This is a genomic window from Marinomonas atlantica, assembly GCF_001639725.1.
In the GTDB taxonomy this organism is placed as follows: Bacteria; Pseudomonadota; Gammaproteobacteria; order Pseudomonadales; family Marinomonadaceae; genus Marinomonas; species Marinomonas atlantica.
In genome coordinates this window covers 1-15,300 of the sequence record NZ_LTAW01000018.1, presented here as the reverse complement: position 1 = coordinate 15,300, position 15,300 = coordinate 1, and the positions used below count along the sequence as shown (strand labels likewise).

The window sequence follows — 15,300 nt, the reverse complement described above, 5'->3', positions numbered from 1 at the left end:
GTTTCGATGGTTTGGCCTTGAGCATTGGTTTGTGTGGACTGTGTGACCGTGGCGCCGTCTACTTCTGTGGATTGAGTCGGTGTCGAGGGCGTTGATGGAGCAGGCGGGTTAGCCACATTCAGAGTTGCTGTATTCGCTGTAACTGAATCATTTGTGCCATCACTCACAGTAAACTTGAAGCTGGCGTAATCGGCACCTGTGCCACCGCTATCTGGGGTAAATGTCAGATTGCCGATATTGCTTGCTTGTATATCGGTATCCGTCGCTGTGATTTCTGTGCCATCGAGTTCTAGGGTACCTTTCGTTGGCAGGGTTGTGATAGTGATATGGTCCAGTGTATCGCCAGTATCCACATCACTGAAGCCAAAGTCCGCAGCGCTGAAGGTATAGGTGCTGTTAAAGCCGAGAGCCTTAGTCATATCTGCAGAGGTAGGGGCGGTATTAAGTGTAGCTGTAATGCCATTACCTGTTAAATCTGCAATATTAACCGTCGGATCTGCGCCTTTTTCCCAATCTTCCGCGGCAGCGAGATTATAGGTTGTGCTGTCATTAGATGCGGTTCCAGCCTTGTTGAGAATATTTGCGACGCTTGTTTTATCCGTACTGCTGAGCGTTACTGTGAATTGAGTCGCCGAGGTAATATCGACATCAGAACTGTCTGTTAGTGTGTAAGTCGCATTACCTTGGCCTTTGAAGGTTAGGGTAGAGGCATCAATATCATTATTGCTTCCATCGGCTTTAGTGAAGTTGGTACCCGTTACAACCAGTTTGTTGGTTGGCGCATGATAAGTAGCCGAGGTGATGGTCGGTATTGGAATATTGGATACAGTAATGCCATTACCTGTCGTATCCGCAATCACAACAGCGCTGTCCGCACCGCGAGCCCAGTCTTCGGCTGCGGCTAGGTTGTACGCGGTGCCGCCTGTGGAAGCCGCCCCTGCTTTGTTCATGAACAGATTTACCGCTGCTTTATCAGTGGCATCCAATGTAATGGTAAAGCTGGTGCCCGAAGTGATCTCAACATCACTAGAGCCAACTAGTGTATAAGTTTCACCACTTTCTCCAGTGAAAGTAAACAAGCTGGCATCAATATCTTGCCCACTATTAAGCTTGGAAAAACCAGTCCCTGTAACGACCAAAGCACCTGTCGTGGCGTTATAAGTGGTACTCGTAATTGCAGGAACAGCGACATTAGAGACTGTAAGTGTATTGCTTGCATCCGCTGTATCACCAGAGGTGACTTGCGTGTTCCAGTCATCGACTGCAGCTATGTTATAAGTCGTGCTACCTGTGGATGAGGTGCCGTTTTTGTTGATAATTTGCTCAACCTCAGCGGCATCATTGGCGCTTAAGGTTAAGGTAAATTGGCTAATACTGTCTCGTTCAACATCAGCCGTATCCGTTAGCGTGTAAGTATTACCACCTTCTCCAGTAACAGTTAATGTTGACGCATCGATATCAGCCCCGCCAGCGTTGGCTAGAATATTGCTGCCAGTAACCACCAGTGAATTTGCGGATGCATCATATGTAGCCGAAGTGATTTTAGGTGCAATAGAAACAGTCACACTATTACCAGTGGTATCTGCGATATCAGCGGATGTTTGTGCCGCAGCCATCCAATTATCTGCTACCCCAATATTATAGGTGGAACTTGCTGCAGAGCTGGTACCACTCTTATCCAGTAGCGCATCAACACCGGTTTTATCAGCCCCAATTAATGTAATGGTAAAACTGGTTGCATTGGTGATTTCAACATCACTGGTCGAAGTAATGGTATAGGTGGCATTAGTTGTGCCACCGGTTAGGGTGATAGTGGAGATATCAATATCATTAGTTGCGCCTGCTTTACTAACAAAGTTAGTGCCTGTTACAACCAACTGGCCGCTATCACTGTCATAAGTCGCAGAGGTTACAGCTGGGAGTGTATAGTTGGAAACTGTAATACCATTCCCAGTTAAATCAGCAATGGTATTTGCCGCAGGAGCTCCTGCCATCCAATCTTCCGTCGCTGCGACATTGTAAACCGTTGCGTCATCTGCACTGGTACCATTTTTATCCAGTAAGCCTCGAACGCTCAGCAGGTCCGATGCATTCAAGGTAACGGTCGCAGTTGTGCCATCAGTGATTTCCACACTGTTGCTGGTCAGGGTATAAGTATCCCCATTTGAACCTGTAATAGACAACTTAGAGGCATCAACGTCATTATTCGCCCCTGAAGCGGCCACAAAATTGGTGCCTGTTAACACCAATGTGCCAGCCGAGAAGTCAAACGCTGCATTGGTTAATGTGGGGCCAGTATAATTGGATACGGTAATTGCTGTAGTTGCGTTACTGGTATCTCCAGCCAAGGCTCCGGCAACCCAGTCATCTGCTACCGCAAGATTATATGTCGTCGCATCAACAGAGGATGTGCCATCTTTGTTTAATAAAGCGTTGACTGCCGCTTTATCTGCTGTGTTTAACGTAATGGTGGCAGAGGTTTCTGAGGTAACTTCTACATCATTACTGGTTAACACACGAGTACTGCCTGCTTCACCTGTGACCGTGAAAAGCGACACATCCACGTCATTGGATACCCCGGTTTTGGCAACAAAATTGGTCCCGGTTAATGTTAAAGTGCCCGCCGCAAAATCATATACAACTGCACTCAATGTTGGTGCCGCCACATTGGAAACCGTCACGTCCGTCGTTGCATCGACAGTGTTATTAGCCGCAGGTGCTCCCGCCATCCAATTATCAGCTGCTGCCACATTATAAGTGGTGTTCGACGTATTCGATGCAGTTCCATTCGCATTTAAAAGACCATTAACATTCAACTTATCTGTCGTGCTTAATGTAATTGTGGCTGTAGTTCCTGAGGTGATTTCTACATCAGTCGTATCGTTCAAAGTATAAGTGGCTGCGCTTTCACCGGTAAAAGTGAAAAGAGACGCATCAATATCATTTACCCCCCCGCTCTTACCGACAAAATGCGTGCCAGTTAATACCAAGACGCCTGTTGATGCATCATAAGTCGTGCTGGTAATCACAGGCGCCGTATAATTGGAAACCGTCACCCCGCTCGTTGCATCGGCAACCGTATTTCCCGCAGGTGCTCCCACCATCCAATCTTCGGCAGCAGCTAGATTAAAGGTAGTACTAGAGGTTGCTGATGCTGTGCCATCTTTGTTTAATAAGGTGCGTGCATTTATCAGATCAGAACCCGCCAACGTAACGCTAAATTGAGTAGATGAAGTGATTTCTACGTTGCTGCCAGTCAAGGTATAAGTCGCAGGGCCTTCACCTGTCAGAGTCAGTTTTGTGACATCAATATCATTAGTCGCTCCGGCGGTACTAACAAAATTGGTGCCTGTGGCTGTCAAAACACCTGTGTCATAATTGAATGTCGCGCTCGTAATCGCAGGCACCGCATAATTCGATACCGTCACACCCGTAGTCGCATCGGATATATTCGCGCTTGCCGGACCACCCGCCATCCAATTATCCTCTGCAGACAGATTAAAGGTCGTCCCTGCCGTCGCGGATGTGGTTCCATCTTTATTTAACAGAGCTTCAATATTTTGGATATCCGCGCCGCTTAACGTAATGGTGGCCGAGGTGGCTGAACTGATGTCCACATCCGTGGCACTGGTCAAGGTATAAGGTGCCCCACCTTCGCCTGTGATGGTGAAAAGTGAGACATCCACATCATTGGTCTCCCCGGATTTGGCGACAAAATTCGTCCCAGTTAGAACGAGCTGGTTGGAATTATAATCATAGGTTGCACTAGTAATGGCAGGCGCAGCATAATTGGAGACTGTAATCGCATTGGATGTGGTATCGGCGATACTCACCGCTGCATCCGCGCCCGTATTCCAATCTTCGACCGCGGCAATGTTATAGTTTGTCGCCCCATCAGACGCGGTGCCATCTTTATTTAAAAGCGCGTTCACCGCCAAGCGATCTGCTGTATTTAACGTCACAGAAAAACTGGTGCCGTCGGTGATTTCAACATCACTGCTGGTCAGCGTACGTGTGTCCCCACCTTCACCCATAATGGTGAGCTTGGTGACATCAATATCATTGGTTGCACCAGAGGCTTTTAATAGTCCCGTACCTGTCACCGTTAACACGCCTGTCGAATAATCATACGCCGCACTCGTGACTGTTGGCGCGGCCACATTGCTGACAGTAATGGCATTGGTTGCATCCGATGTTGCGGCACTGGCTGGCATAAAACCTGCCGCGGCATCTAAATTAAACGTCGTTCCTCCAGTTGAGGAAGAACCGTTCTTGTTTAGCATCTGATTTACTGCGGCTTGATCGATTGCTGATAGCGTCAGCATAAACTGTGTGGCACTGGTAATCTCAACATCCGCCGTATCGGTCAGCTGATAAGTCGCACCGCCTTCGCCAGTCAAGGTGAGTTTATTGGCGATGACATCTGCCCCAGCATCGGCGGTAAAGTTCGTTCCAGTTACGACTAATACTCCGGTGCTGGCATTATAGGTTGAGCTGGTAATTGTGGGGTCGCTCGGCGGTAGGGTGAAAACAATAGTGTCTATATACCCGTTATAATTTGCGGATGGGTCATAAGCTATGGTCATGGACGTTATGCCAATGAACCCGAGGCTAACGACTTGACCAGAGTCTAGAGAAATAGTTTGGTTTACAGCAGATCCCGTGTTTGGCGTGACTTTAAAGGTAATGTCTGGACTGTTGAAGTCATTTGCTAAAACCATGCTTGTTACATCAATAGCGGTGTTAAATGAAATATTCAAACTGGTTGGAGATCCAGATACGCCTAATATATTATCAATAGTGCCGTATTGGTTACCAAAGTTGCCTGTAGTTACCCCGCCTGCAGCAGTAATTGTCATTGTCACTCCCGAAACCGTTTCGGTATAGGGAGCTGATCCAGATCCATCCATTGTAAAAGTAGCCAAATCATATTGGTAACTATCAAAGGCCTTGGTTAGTCCCTGAGAGAAGTTTTCAATATGACCAATTTGTCGCTCTAGCTCGCCATCACCATGAGCCCCTGTTAAATCATCAGAGGCAGCGACATCCGCTTGTGTTAGATCGGCTAAGGCTTGGATAAAGGCTAGGCCGTTTTCATCTTCTGCGATGGAACAACCGTAGAGAAGAATATCGCCATCTTCCGCCATGGCGGAGCCAATGGTGGCTAGGGCGTCTTGGTATTGTGTTAGGTTAGCGTTATTCAGTGTGCTGTCGCCAAGATAAACCGCACCATTAGAACCATGGGAAATAACATGAACACCGTCTATATCCGTTCGGCCATCTAAATACTCGGCCATTTTGAGAACACCGTCTTCATTAGATTCTATAAAGACAATCTCCGCATTGTCATCGAGGCCTGCGATTAATGTATCGGAATCTGGCACAGATGCATCGATAAAATATACCTCGTTTGAAGTGCTTAATAAGCCTCGGTAATCGCTCATGATTGCTTTACTTAGTGCATGCTGATGTGTGTTACTGTGGGAGGTGAAGTCGAGTTCCCATGTACCGCCTAGCTCATGATTACCGACCAGAGAGCTAGAGGCTTGTACGGGATGGTTGGTCATTTCCGCTAGTAAAAGTACAAACTCACGTCCTAGATCACCTTGCCCCGTCTCACAACCATAAAGCAGAATATCTGCCTTATCTGACATGAATTGTGACCAGTTAGCCAGTTGAACTTGGTATTGTTTTAGTGTTTGTACATTTAATACGCTATTACTAAAGATCAACTGCCCCGGTGCGCCGTGGGTAACGATATGAATGGCGTCCAGATGACGGTACTGTTGCAGATGGCTACTCATCTGATGGATCGCATCCTGGTGCGGCTCCAAAAATACGGCTTTTACCCCTTCTTGGAGATCTTTAATCAGCAAGTCTCGTTCAGGAACAGTAGGGTCAATAAAGATAATTTGAGAGTAAGCCGTACGCATGGTGTCTTCCTTTGTAAACAAATCTACAAAACAGTTCGTTACAGTTTTAATGAAAATAAGTAATTGTCTAGCGAGTTACATATGTTATTAGGTGACGATCAGACTCGGTATTCGAACCCAAGTCTGAATTCGTCTATTTAATGTCTAATTCCGTGCTGGAAAAAGTCCCTCCATACAAATAATAAAGGGCATAACAAGGCTTGGCTGATGCATATCTAGTGGCACTGAATTACCGGATGTTCCAATACTGACTGCGCCGCTTGTAATCGTGACCTCGACAGCATCAGCGGCCATAGTTGTTGAGCTATGATTTGCATAAGTTTTTTGACCACCAATTCCCCCAGGTGTAATTCCCCAATAGTTTCCAGTTGGTTCGGCGTCATCAGAGCTCGTTCCAGCATAGGTGGTGACAGTCGCTGCCACATTGGACAGAGCTGCGGTATGGCTATGTTGTGGCAACTCACTATGGGACAAAACATGATCTTGAACGCCAAACTGAGCACCAATGGGATACTGGTGGAAAGGAGGGAAGTTGGTATTCCAGCCAACAGGAGTTCTTCCTCGTAGGTCAGGCAGTCCAAAAGTGGTTCGACCATCCCCGCCCCATTGGGTCCCTAAGATGGCAAACAAAGCTTGATTTTGTGAGATAGCCTCTAATTGCCCAAAGCAAAAACCAAAATTTCTCGGGGCAAAACTGCCGCCAAATATGAGTGTTGTACCTAAATAGTTATCCATTTACTCTCTCCTAATGTATAAATTGACTTTATTTCTACAGTGAATGGCTATGGTTCTCATAACTCGGTTTCGTCTGTAAATGTAAAATACTAAGTGAACTTCATACCTGCTGATAATTGGCAAACTTTCGCAAAGCGGTAGCCATCTAACACGCCATCGTTGTTCGCGATAATATCGAGCCTAATGCTTTCTTCTTTCAATGCCACGATGAGTCCTTGATCAGGAGAAAGGTGGATAATGGTTCCGGGGGGGGCATCATAGGTAGATAACAATGAGGACGTAGCCTGTAATAGTTGGGCGTGACTCTGCCCCATGTTTAGCCTAGCGCCACCATGCTGAGGATTACCAGCTCTCACTTGGCTACATAGTTGCTTCGCAGTCACTTTATGCCAATAAATGACTAGGTCTTGCTCTGTTAATCTTGCCGCTGTTAGCAAACATTCGCCTTGTTGGGGGCGTTCTTGCAATTGCCCAAATTGCTTAATTTGTTCGAAGATAGTTTCTAGCAGAGCAGGTATGCTTTGAATCAAGTTACTAAATAAACGGTTGGCGGTATCGAATGGGCCAATAAAGATGGGCTCTTGTGCAACGATGTTGCCTTGGTCGAACTGATCTGTTAGTAGGTGAGCAGTCAGTGCGGATTCCGTCTCACCATTGCGTATTTGCCAATATATTGGGTCCGGGCCACGATAGTTAGGTAATGGTGAACCATGTAGATTGATGGAACCGTATTTTGGTGTGTTGGCAACGGGCAGCGGTATTTTTTCACGACAGCAAAAAACAATGCCTAGGTTACATTTCCAACTGGTGATGGCTGTAATTGGTGTGTCATTTTCATTGTTGGAGCAACTTTGCACCGAAATATTAGCTTGAGATAATTGTTGCGCCAGCATTGCTTTTTCTTGGTCCCAAGTGCCAAAAATCAAAACGCCTGCCAACTTGTTTATTTGCTGCAAGTAGCCAATAAGTTCTAAAGATGAAGCGCCTGAGGTCAGTACTGTGATTCGCAACTTGTCCATGTTATTTCACTTAGTCCTTATGCAACAGTAGGTAAAAAACCGGGAGTCCCCGATAATTTATAGTAGAATTTTAACCAGTCTCCACTTTTAACTAATAAATCATCAGGCTCTGCCGCTTTTGGGACAAAGTCTATACAGACAGACATATCACATAACGGGTGCGTGATTCCGGAGTCGTATTCCTTGATCTGTTCGTTGCCAAATGTAGTGGCAGTAACGCTAAGCAATAGACTTGTCTTATTTATGTTTTCTATGCCTTTTGGTATTTGCACTTGATTGCACTCAACCAACTCCATTCCGTCTCCAAGTGGAATGATCGTGAGCTTGTGTAGCTTATCAAGAGAAAGAGAGAATACTTCGCCTAACACACTGCGCTCGTTTTGAATGTCTTGATCCACTAGGCTTGAATGGCTGCGTTCTTGATTAGCCCATTGATCCACATATTCCCGTTGACCAATGTTTAAAGAAGCGGTCACGGTAATCTTCTCTGGTAGCATGATGGCATCTTCTGACAGGAATGGTACAAGGTGCCTCGCAAAAGCGAGATGACCTTCTCTTGTGAAACCATGTTGTAGGGCTTCCATTACCAGCACATCAATTTTGTAGTTCGGCTGAAAATCCATGACATCACAACAAAGAACCTCATGAATATAATCCGCTATATCAAGGTCAGAAATTAGCTTATTGAGTGCTTTAACAGCGCCCGGCTGGATATCTATGAGCGTGATTTTTAATCTCTGACGATCAATATCTCTCGAAGCATAGTAGCTGATAAGTGGCAGCAATAAGGGCGCGCAGGGGCCACATGCAGGGTAGACAATATACACGGCTTCACTATCTTTCTTTTCTGCCAACGCTTGATGTATGCCGCGCAGGAAAGCCTGAACTCGGTAAATATCTTGGAAGGTATGGACGGCATTTTCAACAGACATGACCAAGCCCGTGGCATTGATGTAAGACGTCATTTTTTCTGACTCGGTTAGCTCTGCTTTATCATAACTCGCGAGTAAGTTTTCATAGGCATCGGCGAAGAGGTCTACCAGCTGGGTATGGGGAAGTTTATCGCTGAGAATTTGTGCGACTAGTGTATTAAATGAATTCTGTAATGCTTGTTGTAGCTCGTTTTCTGGTAGCTGATTTAAAAGATTATTAAGTTGCTTACGCAGGTTTTGGTTACAAATATCTTTTAACTTAGGGTCTGCGAAAGTAGTCATTGGAGAAAGCGTTTTTAGAGACATCTTTATTCCATTAAAGTTGTTTGATTGTTTTGCTTCATACCGAGTGAGTTATTCTCTGTAGGTGGCTAATCAATCAATTCAGTCTTGTTAATTTTTATCCCCTATTGATAGTAGAAGTCCATGTTATTTGCAACAAATATACTTATATTCCGTAAGCTTATTTTGTGTGTAAAGCACCCTGCAACCAAATGGCGCGGTAGTTGCTGGCTATTTCTAAGGCGGTTTCTCCTCCAATCTGCTCAAGCTGTTCGATGACTTGCCATATATTGTCATCAGTAATGCCTGGGTTGCCGTATTTATACACGACAATATCTTTTTTATAACCTGACTGAAGAAAGAGTGTTTCCAGCCAGTCGTTGACTAGGCAATCAATGACCAGGTGAACTCTGTCTGTTTTGCTATGATTATTTACTTGATGTGGGTAGTTGGCATTCATATACCAGCATTCACCTTCAGCAAAATGAATGGGCTGGTCGTTAATAATAAAGGTAACATCTGGGTGTGTTTGAATCGGGATATGCAGCCGTACACAGCCGTCTTCAAAGCATAAGTCCATATCTGTATGACGGCGTATTTCTTGCCCTGCTTTTAATGACATAAGGCGGGCGGAAATGAGCTGGCATCTGAAGCCACCAAGCACTTTTTGTAAATAGCTGCTTTGCTCTAGATACAGAGTGCTTTGATAGCGATCTGGATTGGTTTCAACGACTATGGAATTATTAATCTGACCATCAACCGATCTGAGAGGGAGGGATGTCCAACCGCCATTGTGTGCATTTTTGTTGATGTGAGTAAGCCAGTTGTTATTTTGTAATCTGGCTAGATCTTGCTTGAGCTGAGGAATATCAAAGGTCAGTGGCAATTTATGATAGGCATCTGTCATAGCAAGTGGTTCCTTTTCATTAGAGTGATTATATTGTCGTTGTCCGTAATATTTGGCTTCTTCCAGCCTCTGCTAACACCTCTCCTGTTGGGGATATAATCCTGCTCGAACCGATAAACTGTATGCCTGTACCCGTATCATGATCCATGCCTAGGCGGTTCGCAACGACGGAGTAAACAGCATTCTTTTGGGTCTGTTGCAGGATAGTCTCCAGACTGTCTTCACCACAGAAGTTAGATGGATTAAAGAGAATATCAATGTCCTGACCTGTTAGAGCTTTATTAGCACTGTCGAACCAAATATCGTAGCAAAGCAAAATGCCAATTCTCTTACCTAAAATTTCATAGGTATTAAACTGCGTGCCAGCACTGAGATAAGTCTTATCCGATGAGCATAAATGGACTTTTTGATGTTTTCCGATAAAGCCTTCAGGTCCAACTATGATGGCCGAGTTGTAGAGTTGTTCAGCCTCGGTTTCGAGCATGCCAGCGATAATATAAGCGGATTTGGCTTGGGCTATTTTTATTAAGGTCTGGGTGGTTTTGCCATATGGGATGTCTTCAGCGAGTTCAATGGCTTGTTGTTTTGAGAGAAACAGGCAACCTGTTGTACATAGTTCTGGGAGTAAAACTAGGTCGAAGTCACTTTGCATGAGCGCGCTTTCTATTTTGTTCAGGTTTTCCTGTACGTCTGCAAAGGTTACTTCGAACTGAAAAAAGCCTAAGTTCATAATGGCTTTCCCTGTTTGGATCGGTGATGAAACTGCCTGAATGTGAGATTGAATCTAGGCTGAGTGCAATCGGGCATCGCTGGGACAGCGTGCTCATACTCATCTTGGCAACCTTCCCCCATAACAAACAGACTGCCATCGTTTAACTGAAAACGGTGCAGCTCTGTGTGATCACTTTTTCTTCGAAGCTGGAATTCTCTTGTTGTGCCAAGGCTTATTGATGGAATGATGTCGGTAGAGCCGAAGGCTGGCGGATCATAGTGAAACCCCATATATTCTTGGCCATTCGGGTAGTACAAACAGACACAAACGTCGAATTGCAAGCCGATATGTTGATTGACTCTATTCCTTATTTTCTCTAACAAAGGGGGAAAGAGGACTCGTCGACCGTGTTCTCTCGGAAGAATGTTGAAGTCCGTGAGTCGTGAATCTACAAACATCATTTTCCATGGCTGGATAGAATAGGTCTGCCCGGTCGCAAAGTGAATTTCCTCAAAGTCTGTTAGGTCATAGTGTTCATTCATCCACTTTTGAAAGGCTAGGCTTTCTTGTTCCGATATAAATCGCTCAAGATGCTGTACTTCGCAGGCTAGCGGCTGTTGCATCGGTTCGCCTCCTTTAAAACTCTGCTCTGCTAGATGGTGTCATGTTTAAGTATTGCACAATCCTAGGGTGTTGAGCGCGATTAGGACTGCTGCCATGGGGCAGGGCATGATGCCAGATAATCAGGTCTCCCGCTTGGGCGGCAATCGGTGTGACATTGAAATCACTCCAATCTTGCTGTTGAGGGGCTTTTCCCTCGGGTAGCTGTTGTACCCAAGCGTCAAATTCCTTATGGAACCCCGGCACACAGCAAAAAGCGCCCTGATTCTCAGCGGTGTCGGTTAGGTAAATCAGCCCTTGTGTGGCAAAGGGGAGCGGTGTTTCGAATGCTTTAATATCCCAGTGTAGGTGAGGTCCAGGGAAAGACCAAGACTTCGTCTCAGGTGGATTAAAACTGACCCGGTCATAGGATGGCGTCAGTTCGCTGGTTTGCCAAAGCTGAGCAAAGATATCTTTAATGCTTTGCTTCTGACGTATATGTTCTTGAGCGGGACTATCAAACAGCTGAACCATTATCTGGTGTTGCGGTGCCGTGTGTTGATACCAAGACTCAGGTTCAGATAGGGATATTTGCATATGATGACAAATGTCGGCCAGCAGCGCTTGGCACTCTTGATCGCTTAAAGCTTTGGGTATGACCAGATAACCATTCTGCTGCCAAAAGTTTAGCTGTTCCTTGGTCAGAGGTGATGGGATCGTCTCACTTTTGTCTGTATCTTGAGCGAAGTAGCTGGCGACACATTCTTGAAGTTGCTGGCTTTGTTGGGCGGTGATTTGACCTTGGTTATGCTCAAGTATGTAGTGTGCCCATTGGTCAGGGTTGTCGCTTTGATACAGGGATTGTATCGCGCGCTCTAACCCCAACTTCAGAATGTCGAAAACTTTTATATCCAATGCCCATTCTTGTTGTTGAATATGGGGCGGCAGTTTTTTATGCCGATGTTGGTGATGTTTATGCCAAACCCGATTTAGATAGGGCAAATTAAGTAGGTCTTGATTGTTTGCTGGCGGAAGAGACTGCTCTGGAAACGAAGCCAGTTGTTCAAACTCAAATTTGAACTTTGGATGATCACCAAATTCATAAAAACAGTAAAGTTTAGAGTCTGGTTTAGGATTGGCTTCTCGTATTCTACGCGGCAGGTTTAAAGAACACTGGTTCTCGCTCAGTTTATGTTGGCTATATACGGTAATATCGGTCGTAAACTTCAAGTCTGATGGGGCATCGATTGGGTAGCTTGGGATGGTGAGTGCCTGCTGAATGGACGGTTCTGCTTGCTGGTTCAATTGGAGCGCAGACTCATGGTTTAAGGTAAACACATTGCCCAAGTAGGTGGCGTTATTCCGCTGTGTTAACCAAGCGTCTATGCGAATGGATTCAGGCACTAAACAGCCATCTTTCGCAAGCCAAGGGCTTAGATGGGCAAAAATCGACACTTGAGGTTCATGATCCAGCATCGCCTTCATGGTTTCAGAAATAATAATGTCGAACGTCTGATCTGGCTGTGGTTGCCACTGCAAGATATCAACACAGTCTATGCATTCAATATGGTCGTTTACGTTTAGTAAATTCTGTACTTTCTGTAATGCATCTAACGATTCTTGATGGATATCTAGTAACGTGACGCTTATTTTTTTCGGTGGAAATAAGGGTAGTAAAGGCAGTAACAGAAGCCCAAACGGCCCTGTTCCAGCGTATAAAACTCGGATGTGTTCTTTATGTTCAAGCTGCTCTTGTAAAGCTTGATGCGTACCTCTTAGAAATACCTGGGTGCGCATAAACTCTTCTGCGCACTGGGCAGCCGTAATCATGGATACGGCTTTGCCCTGAGCCGTTGCGGAGAATTTGTTATCGATAAAAATTTCAGGATGGATGTCTAATTCGGTTATATCGCAGAGAATTTTAACTAGCTGATCAATAATCGGTTTATTGCCATTTAGCTCACTATTAGATGAGTGTAGTATGTCCTGAACAATTTGTTTTAGTCGTGCTTGCATGCGAGTCCATTCCTTATCCATCCTGATCCAGTTTGTTCATAATAGATAGATGACATGATGCGTTGCAATAGAGCTTGAGCTTTAATGGGTAAATGATTTGTAGGGTATGGGATGAACGATGTTGGAAGCGCCAAATAAGAGAGTGCTGGTGGATCTGATTCACTTGATGTTAGAGGAAAAGAACGACGGACGAGCGGATCAAATATGCCTTGAGTTAGTTCAATACTGGATAGGGCTGGCTGGTTTGGAGGCGAATCATGAAGTGCCTCGGTATTCTCAATCGGGATTGGTATTATCGCCTGACATGGCTGGAAATTGCGCGTTTGGTTTAACCCGCACTCGACGCTATCTTACCGCTGTTTATCAAAGCGTGTCTGCGTTGTTACGGAATCAGCCCGACAACCTGCCTGTTCGCGTGCTTTATCCCGGTTGTGGTCCATACGGCATATTGGTTTTACCTTTGCTGGTCTTATTTTCGGCTAAGCAACTGATTGTAGATGTGATTGATTATCATGCGGCTTCAATTAGTTCTTTAAAACAGATAATGCATATTTTAGGCCTTGATGATCGCATTCAGTGTGCTGTGGGAGATGCGTTAGATTATCAAATTCCTAATACTCAGATGCCGGATTTAATTGTCTCTGAATTACTGTTGCCGGGATTAGAAAAGGAAGGGCATGTAGCCATCAATGAGCATCTGTTAAAGCAAGCGCCAGATGCTATTTTAATTCCAGAGAAAATAGATATTTCATTGTGTTTTGTTGACCCTGAAACGGAGTTTGATCAGCAAGAAACGATAAAAGATAGGCTTTGCTTAGGTCTTGTGTTCAGCATGAACCGAAATTCGCTACTGGCGGCAGACTCAAACAGTGATCTTATGACGGCTGAAACATTAATTGTTCCAGAATATATGAATCCCAAATTGGTACCATGTTTATTCACACACATACAATTATGTGATGAACTTGTTATAAAAGAGTACGAGAACGGTCTTACAACCCCTATAGTCTATGCACTGCCAAAAAGTTTTCATAAAGCTAATACGCTAGTATTTTCCTACAACAAGGGGCATATGCCGGGCTTATTATGTTCAGCAGTTTTGTCTTAAGTCTGATGTCGAGGTGTCAATGTTACCTTGTTTACCGAATGAGCCGCGTATTGTAGATCCTAAGCTGCAAGGGCGTTTAACCGATGAATATCTGAGTGAATATCAGCCTCAAATTGAGCAATTATTTACTGAGCTACGCAGGCAATTAAACGTACATCTGCGAAACGCAAAGCCTATAAAGCTTGGCAAGGCTTATCCATTAGGACAATGTCTTGAAATCTCCCAGGCGTTCGAAGTAGCGTTTGCCCAGTTAGAACCATCAAAATTAAGCACGCCTGAGCATGTTATAGCATTCCAAGCTATCAAAGCTTTTATAGCGGCGGGAGGGGAGTTTCGCCAAGTCTGGGGGGATTTGCGCGGCGAATATTTTCAAAATGCGTTTCTACTCGGAAGCTGGTATGTAGATGTGGCGAATGACACGGTAGACCGTAACAAACCTTCGGTAGAGGTATTGCCTTTCGCAGAGTCTGGGTTACGTCCAATTCAAAATTTTGCGCATTTTGCAGTGATTGCTAAACGTTACTGGGGGGCGGCATCGCTGCCTAATATTGTTTACCCTGAGTTGGCACCATACGTCCCATTAATTATCCTACAGCCAAATGCTGGCCCCCAGCTACATGGCATGTTTGATTATATGATTGCGCTGACCCAGCGTAGTGAATTTGCCATGAGTGAACAGGCGATTAGTGAGTTATCTTTTCCTGAACATTTGTATGAAGCTTTTGCGGCAGGTGGTGATCAATCCATTGAGCAGGCCCGGTCGCTTGCTTTGAAAGCTTGTCAGAAAGCACGAGCTGTAGAAGGCTATTTGTTGGGGTCGGCTAGAGATAGCGCTATTCAAAAGGCTTTGTTGGTCAATCAACATTGGACGAAAACATGCGTGCAGTTTGGGTAGCTATTCGAGGTGTGTAGGAAGGGGTCTTACTTCGACTGATAATGGTCGATATTTGGTGTGTCTGGAGATACCGCAGCTGAGTCGGATATATTTAACCCAAAAGGTGGTGAGTTCCCTGACAGTATGGAAACGCTTACTGCGATGCGAACCATCATGAATGA

General features: G+C 45.1%; 10 protein-coding genes. 2 read left to right on the top strand and 8 right to left on the bottom strand.

Annotated features, from left to right (window positions below):
• The 8 genes from AYW75_RS18270 to AYW75_RS18235 form a co-directional block, all read right to left on the bottom strand.
• On the bottom strand, window positions 1–5,933 hold a 5,933-nt coding region (locus AYW75_RS18270; protein ID WP_067102664.1), incomplete at its 3' end, for a DUF4347 domain-containing protein.
• 144 nt (window positions 5,934–6,077) lie between these two features.
• The gene (locus AYW75_RS18265) at window positions 6,078–6,668 is read right to left on the bottom strand and encodes a phage tail protein (protein WP_067102661.1); all 591 of its coding nucleotides are present in this window, start codon (window positions 6,666–6,668) and stop codon (window positions 6,078–6,080) included.
• A gap of 89 nt (window positions 6,669–6,757) precedes the next feature.
• Entirely contained in the window at window positions 6,758–7,687 is a 930-nt protein-coding gene (locus AYW75_RS18260) for a methionyl-tRNA formyltransferase (protein WP_067102658.1), read from the bottom strand.
• 17 nt (window positions 7,688–7,704) lie between these two features.
• Complete coding sequence (locus AYW75_RS18255; protein ID WP_067102655.1) at window positions 7,705–8,925, bottom strand: SAM-dependent methyltransferase; 1,221 nt, start codon at window positions 8,923–8,925, stop codon at window positions 7,705–7,707.
• Window positions 8,926–9,082: 157 nt separating this feature from the next.
• The gene (locus AYW75_RS18250) at window positions 9,083–9,808 is read right to left on the bottom strand and encodes an aspartyl/asparaginyl beta-hydroxylase domain-containing protein (protein WP_067102652.1); all 726 of its coding nucleotides are present in this window, start codon (window positions 9,806–9,808) and stop codon (window positions 9,083–9,085) included.
• 28 nt (window positions 9,809–9,836) lie between these two features.
• On the bottom strand, window positions 9,837–10,538 hold the full coding sequence (locus AYW75_RS18245) for a nitrilase-related carbon-nitrogen hydrolase (RefSeq protein ID WP_067102651.1): 702 nt from the start codon (window positions 10,536–10,538) through the stop codon (window positions 9,837–9,839).
• Window positions 10,535–11,143, bottom strand: coding sequence for an alpha-ketoglutarate-dependent dioxygenase AlkB (locus tag AYW75_RS18240; protein ID WP_067102648.1), 609 nt, complete (start codon window positions 11,141–11,143; stop codon window positions 10,535–10,537). The genes AYW75_RS18245 and AYW75_RS18240 overlap by 4 nt, the downstream gene beginning before the upstream one ends.
• 13 nt (window positions 11,144–11,156) lie before the next feature.
• Window positions 11,157–13,136 carry a phytanoyl-CoA dioxygenase family protein gene (locus AYW75_RS18235; RefSeq protein ID WP_067102645.1) on the bottom strand — a complete coding sequence of 660 codons (1,980 nt, stop codon included), beginning with the start codon at window positions 13,134–13,136 and terminating at the stop codon, window positions 11,157–11,159.
• A gap of 118 nt (window positions 13,137–13,254) precedes the next feature.
• Here AYW75_RS18235 and AYW75_RS18230 point away from each other — a divergent pair, with 118 nt between their 5' ends.
• Together AYW75_RS18230 and AYW75_RS18225 are read left to right on the top strand one after the other, a co-directional pair.
• Complete coding sequence (locus AYW75_RS18230; protein ID WP_067102643.1) at window positions 13,255–14,244, top strand: SAM-dependent methyltransferase; 990 nt, start codon at window positions 13,255–13,257, stop codon at window positions 14,242–14,244.
• Window positions 14,245–14,263: 19 nt separating this feature from the next.
• Window positions 14,264–15,139 carry a hypothetical protein gene (locus AYW75_RS18225; RefSeq protein ID WP_067102641.1) on the top strand — a complete coding sequence of 292 codons (876 nt, stop codon included), beginning with the start codon at window positions 14,264–14,266 and terminating at the stop codon, window positions 15,137–15,139.
• The last annotated feature ends 161 nt before the right edge of the window (window positions 15,140–15,300 follow it).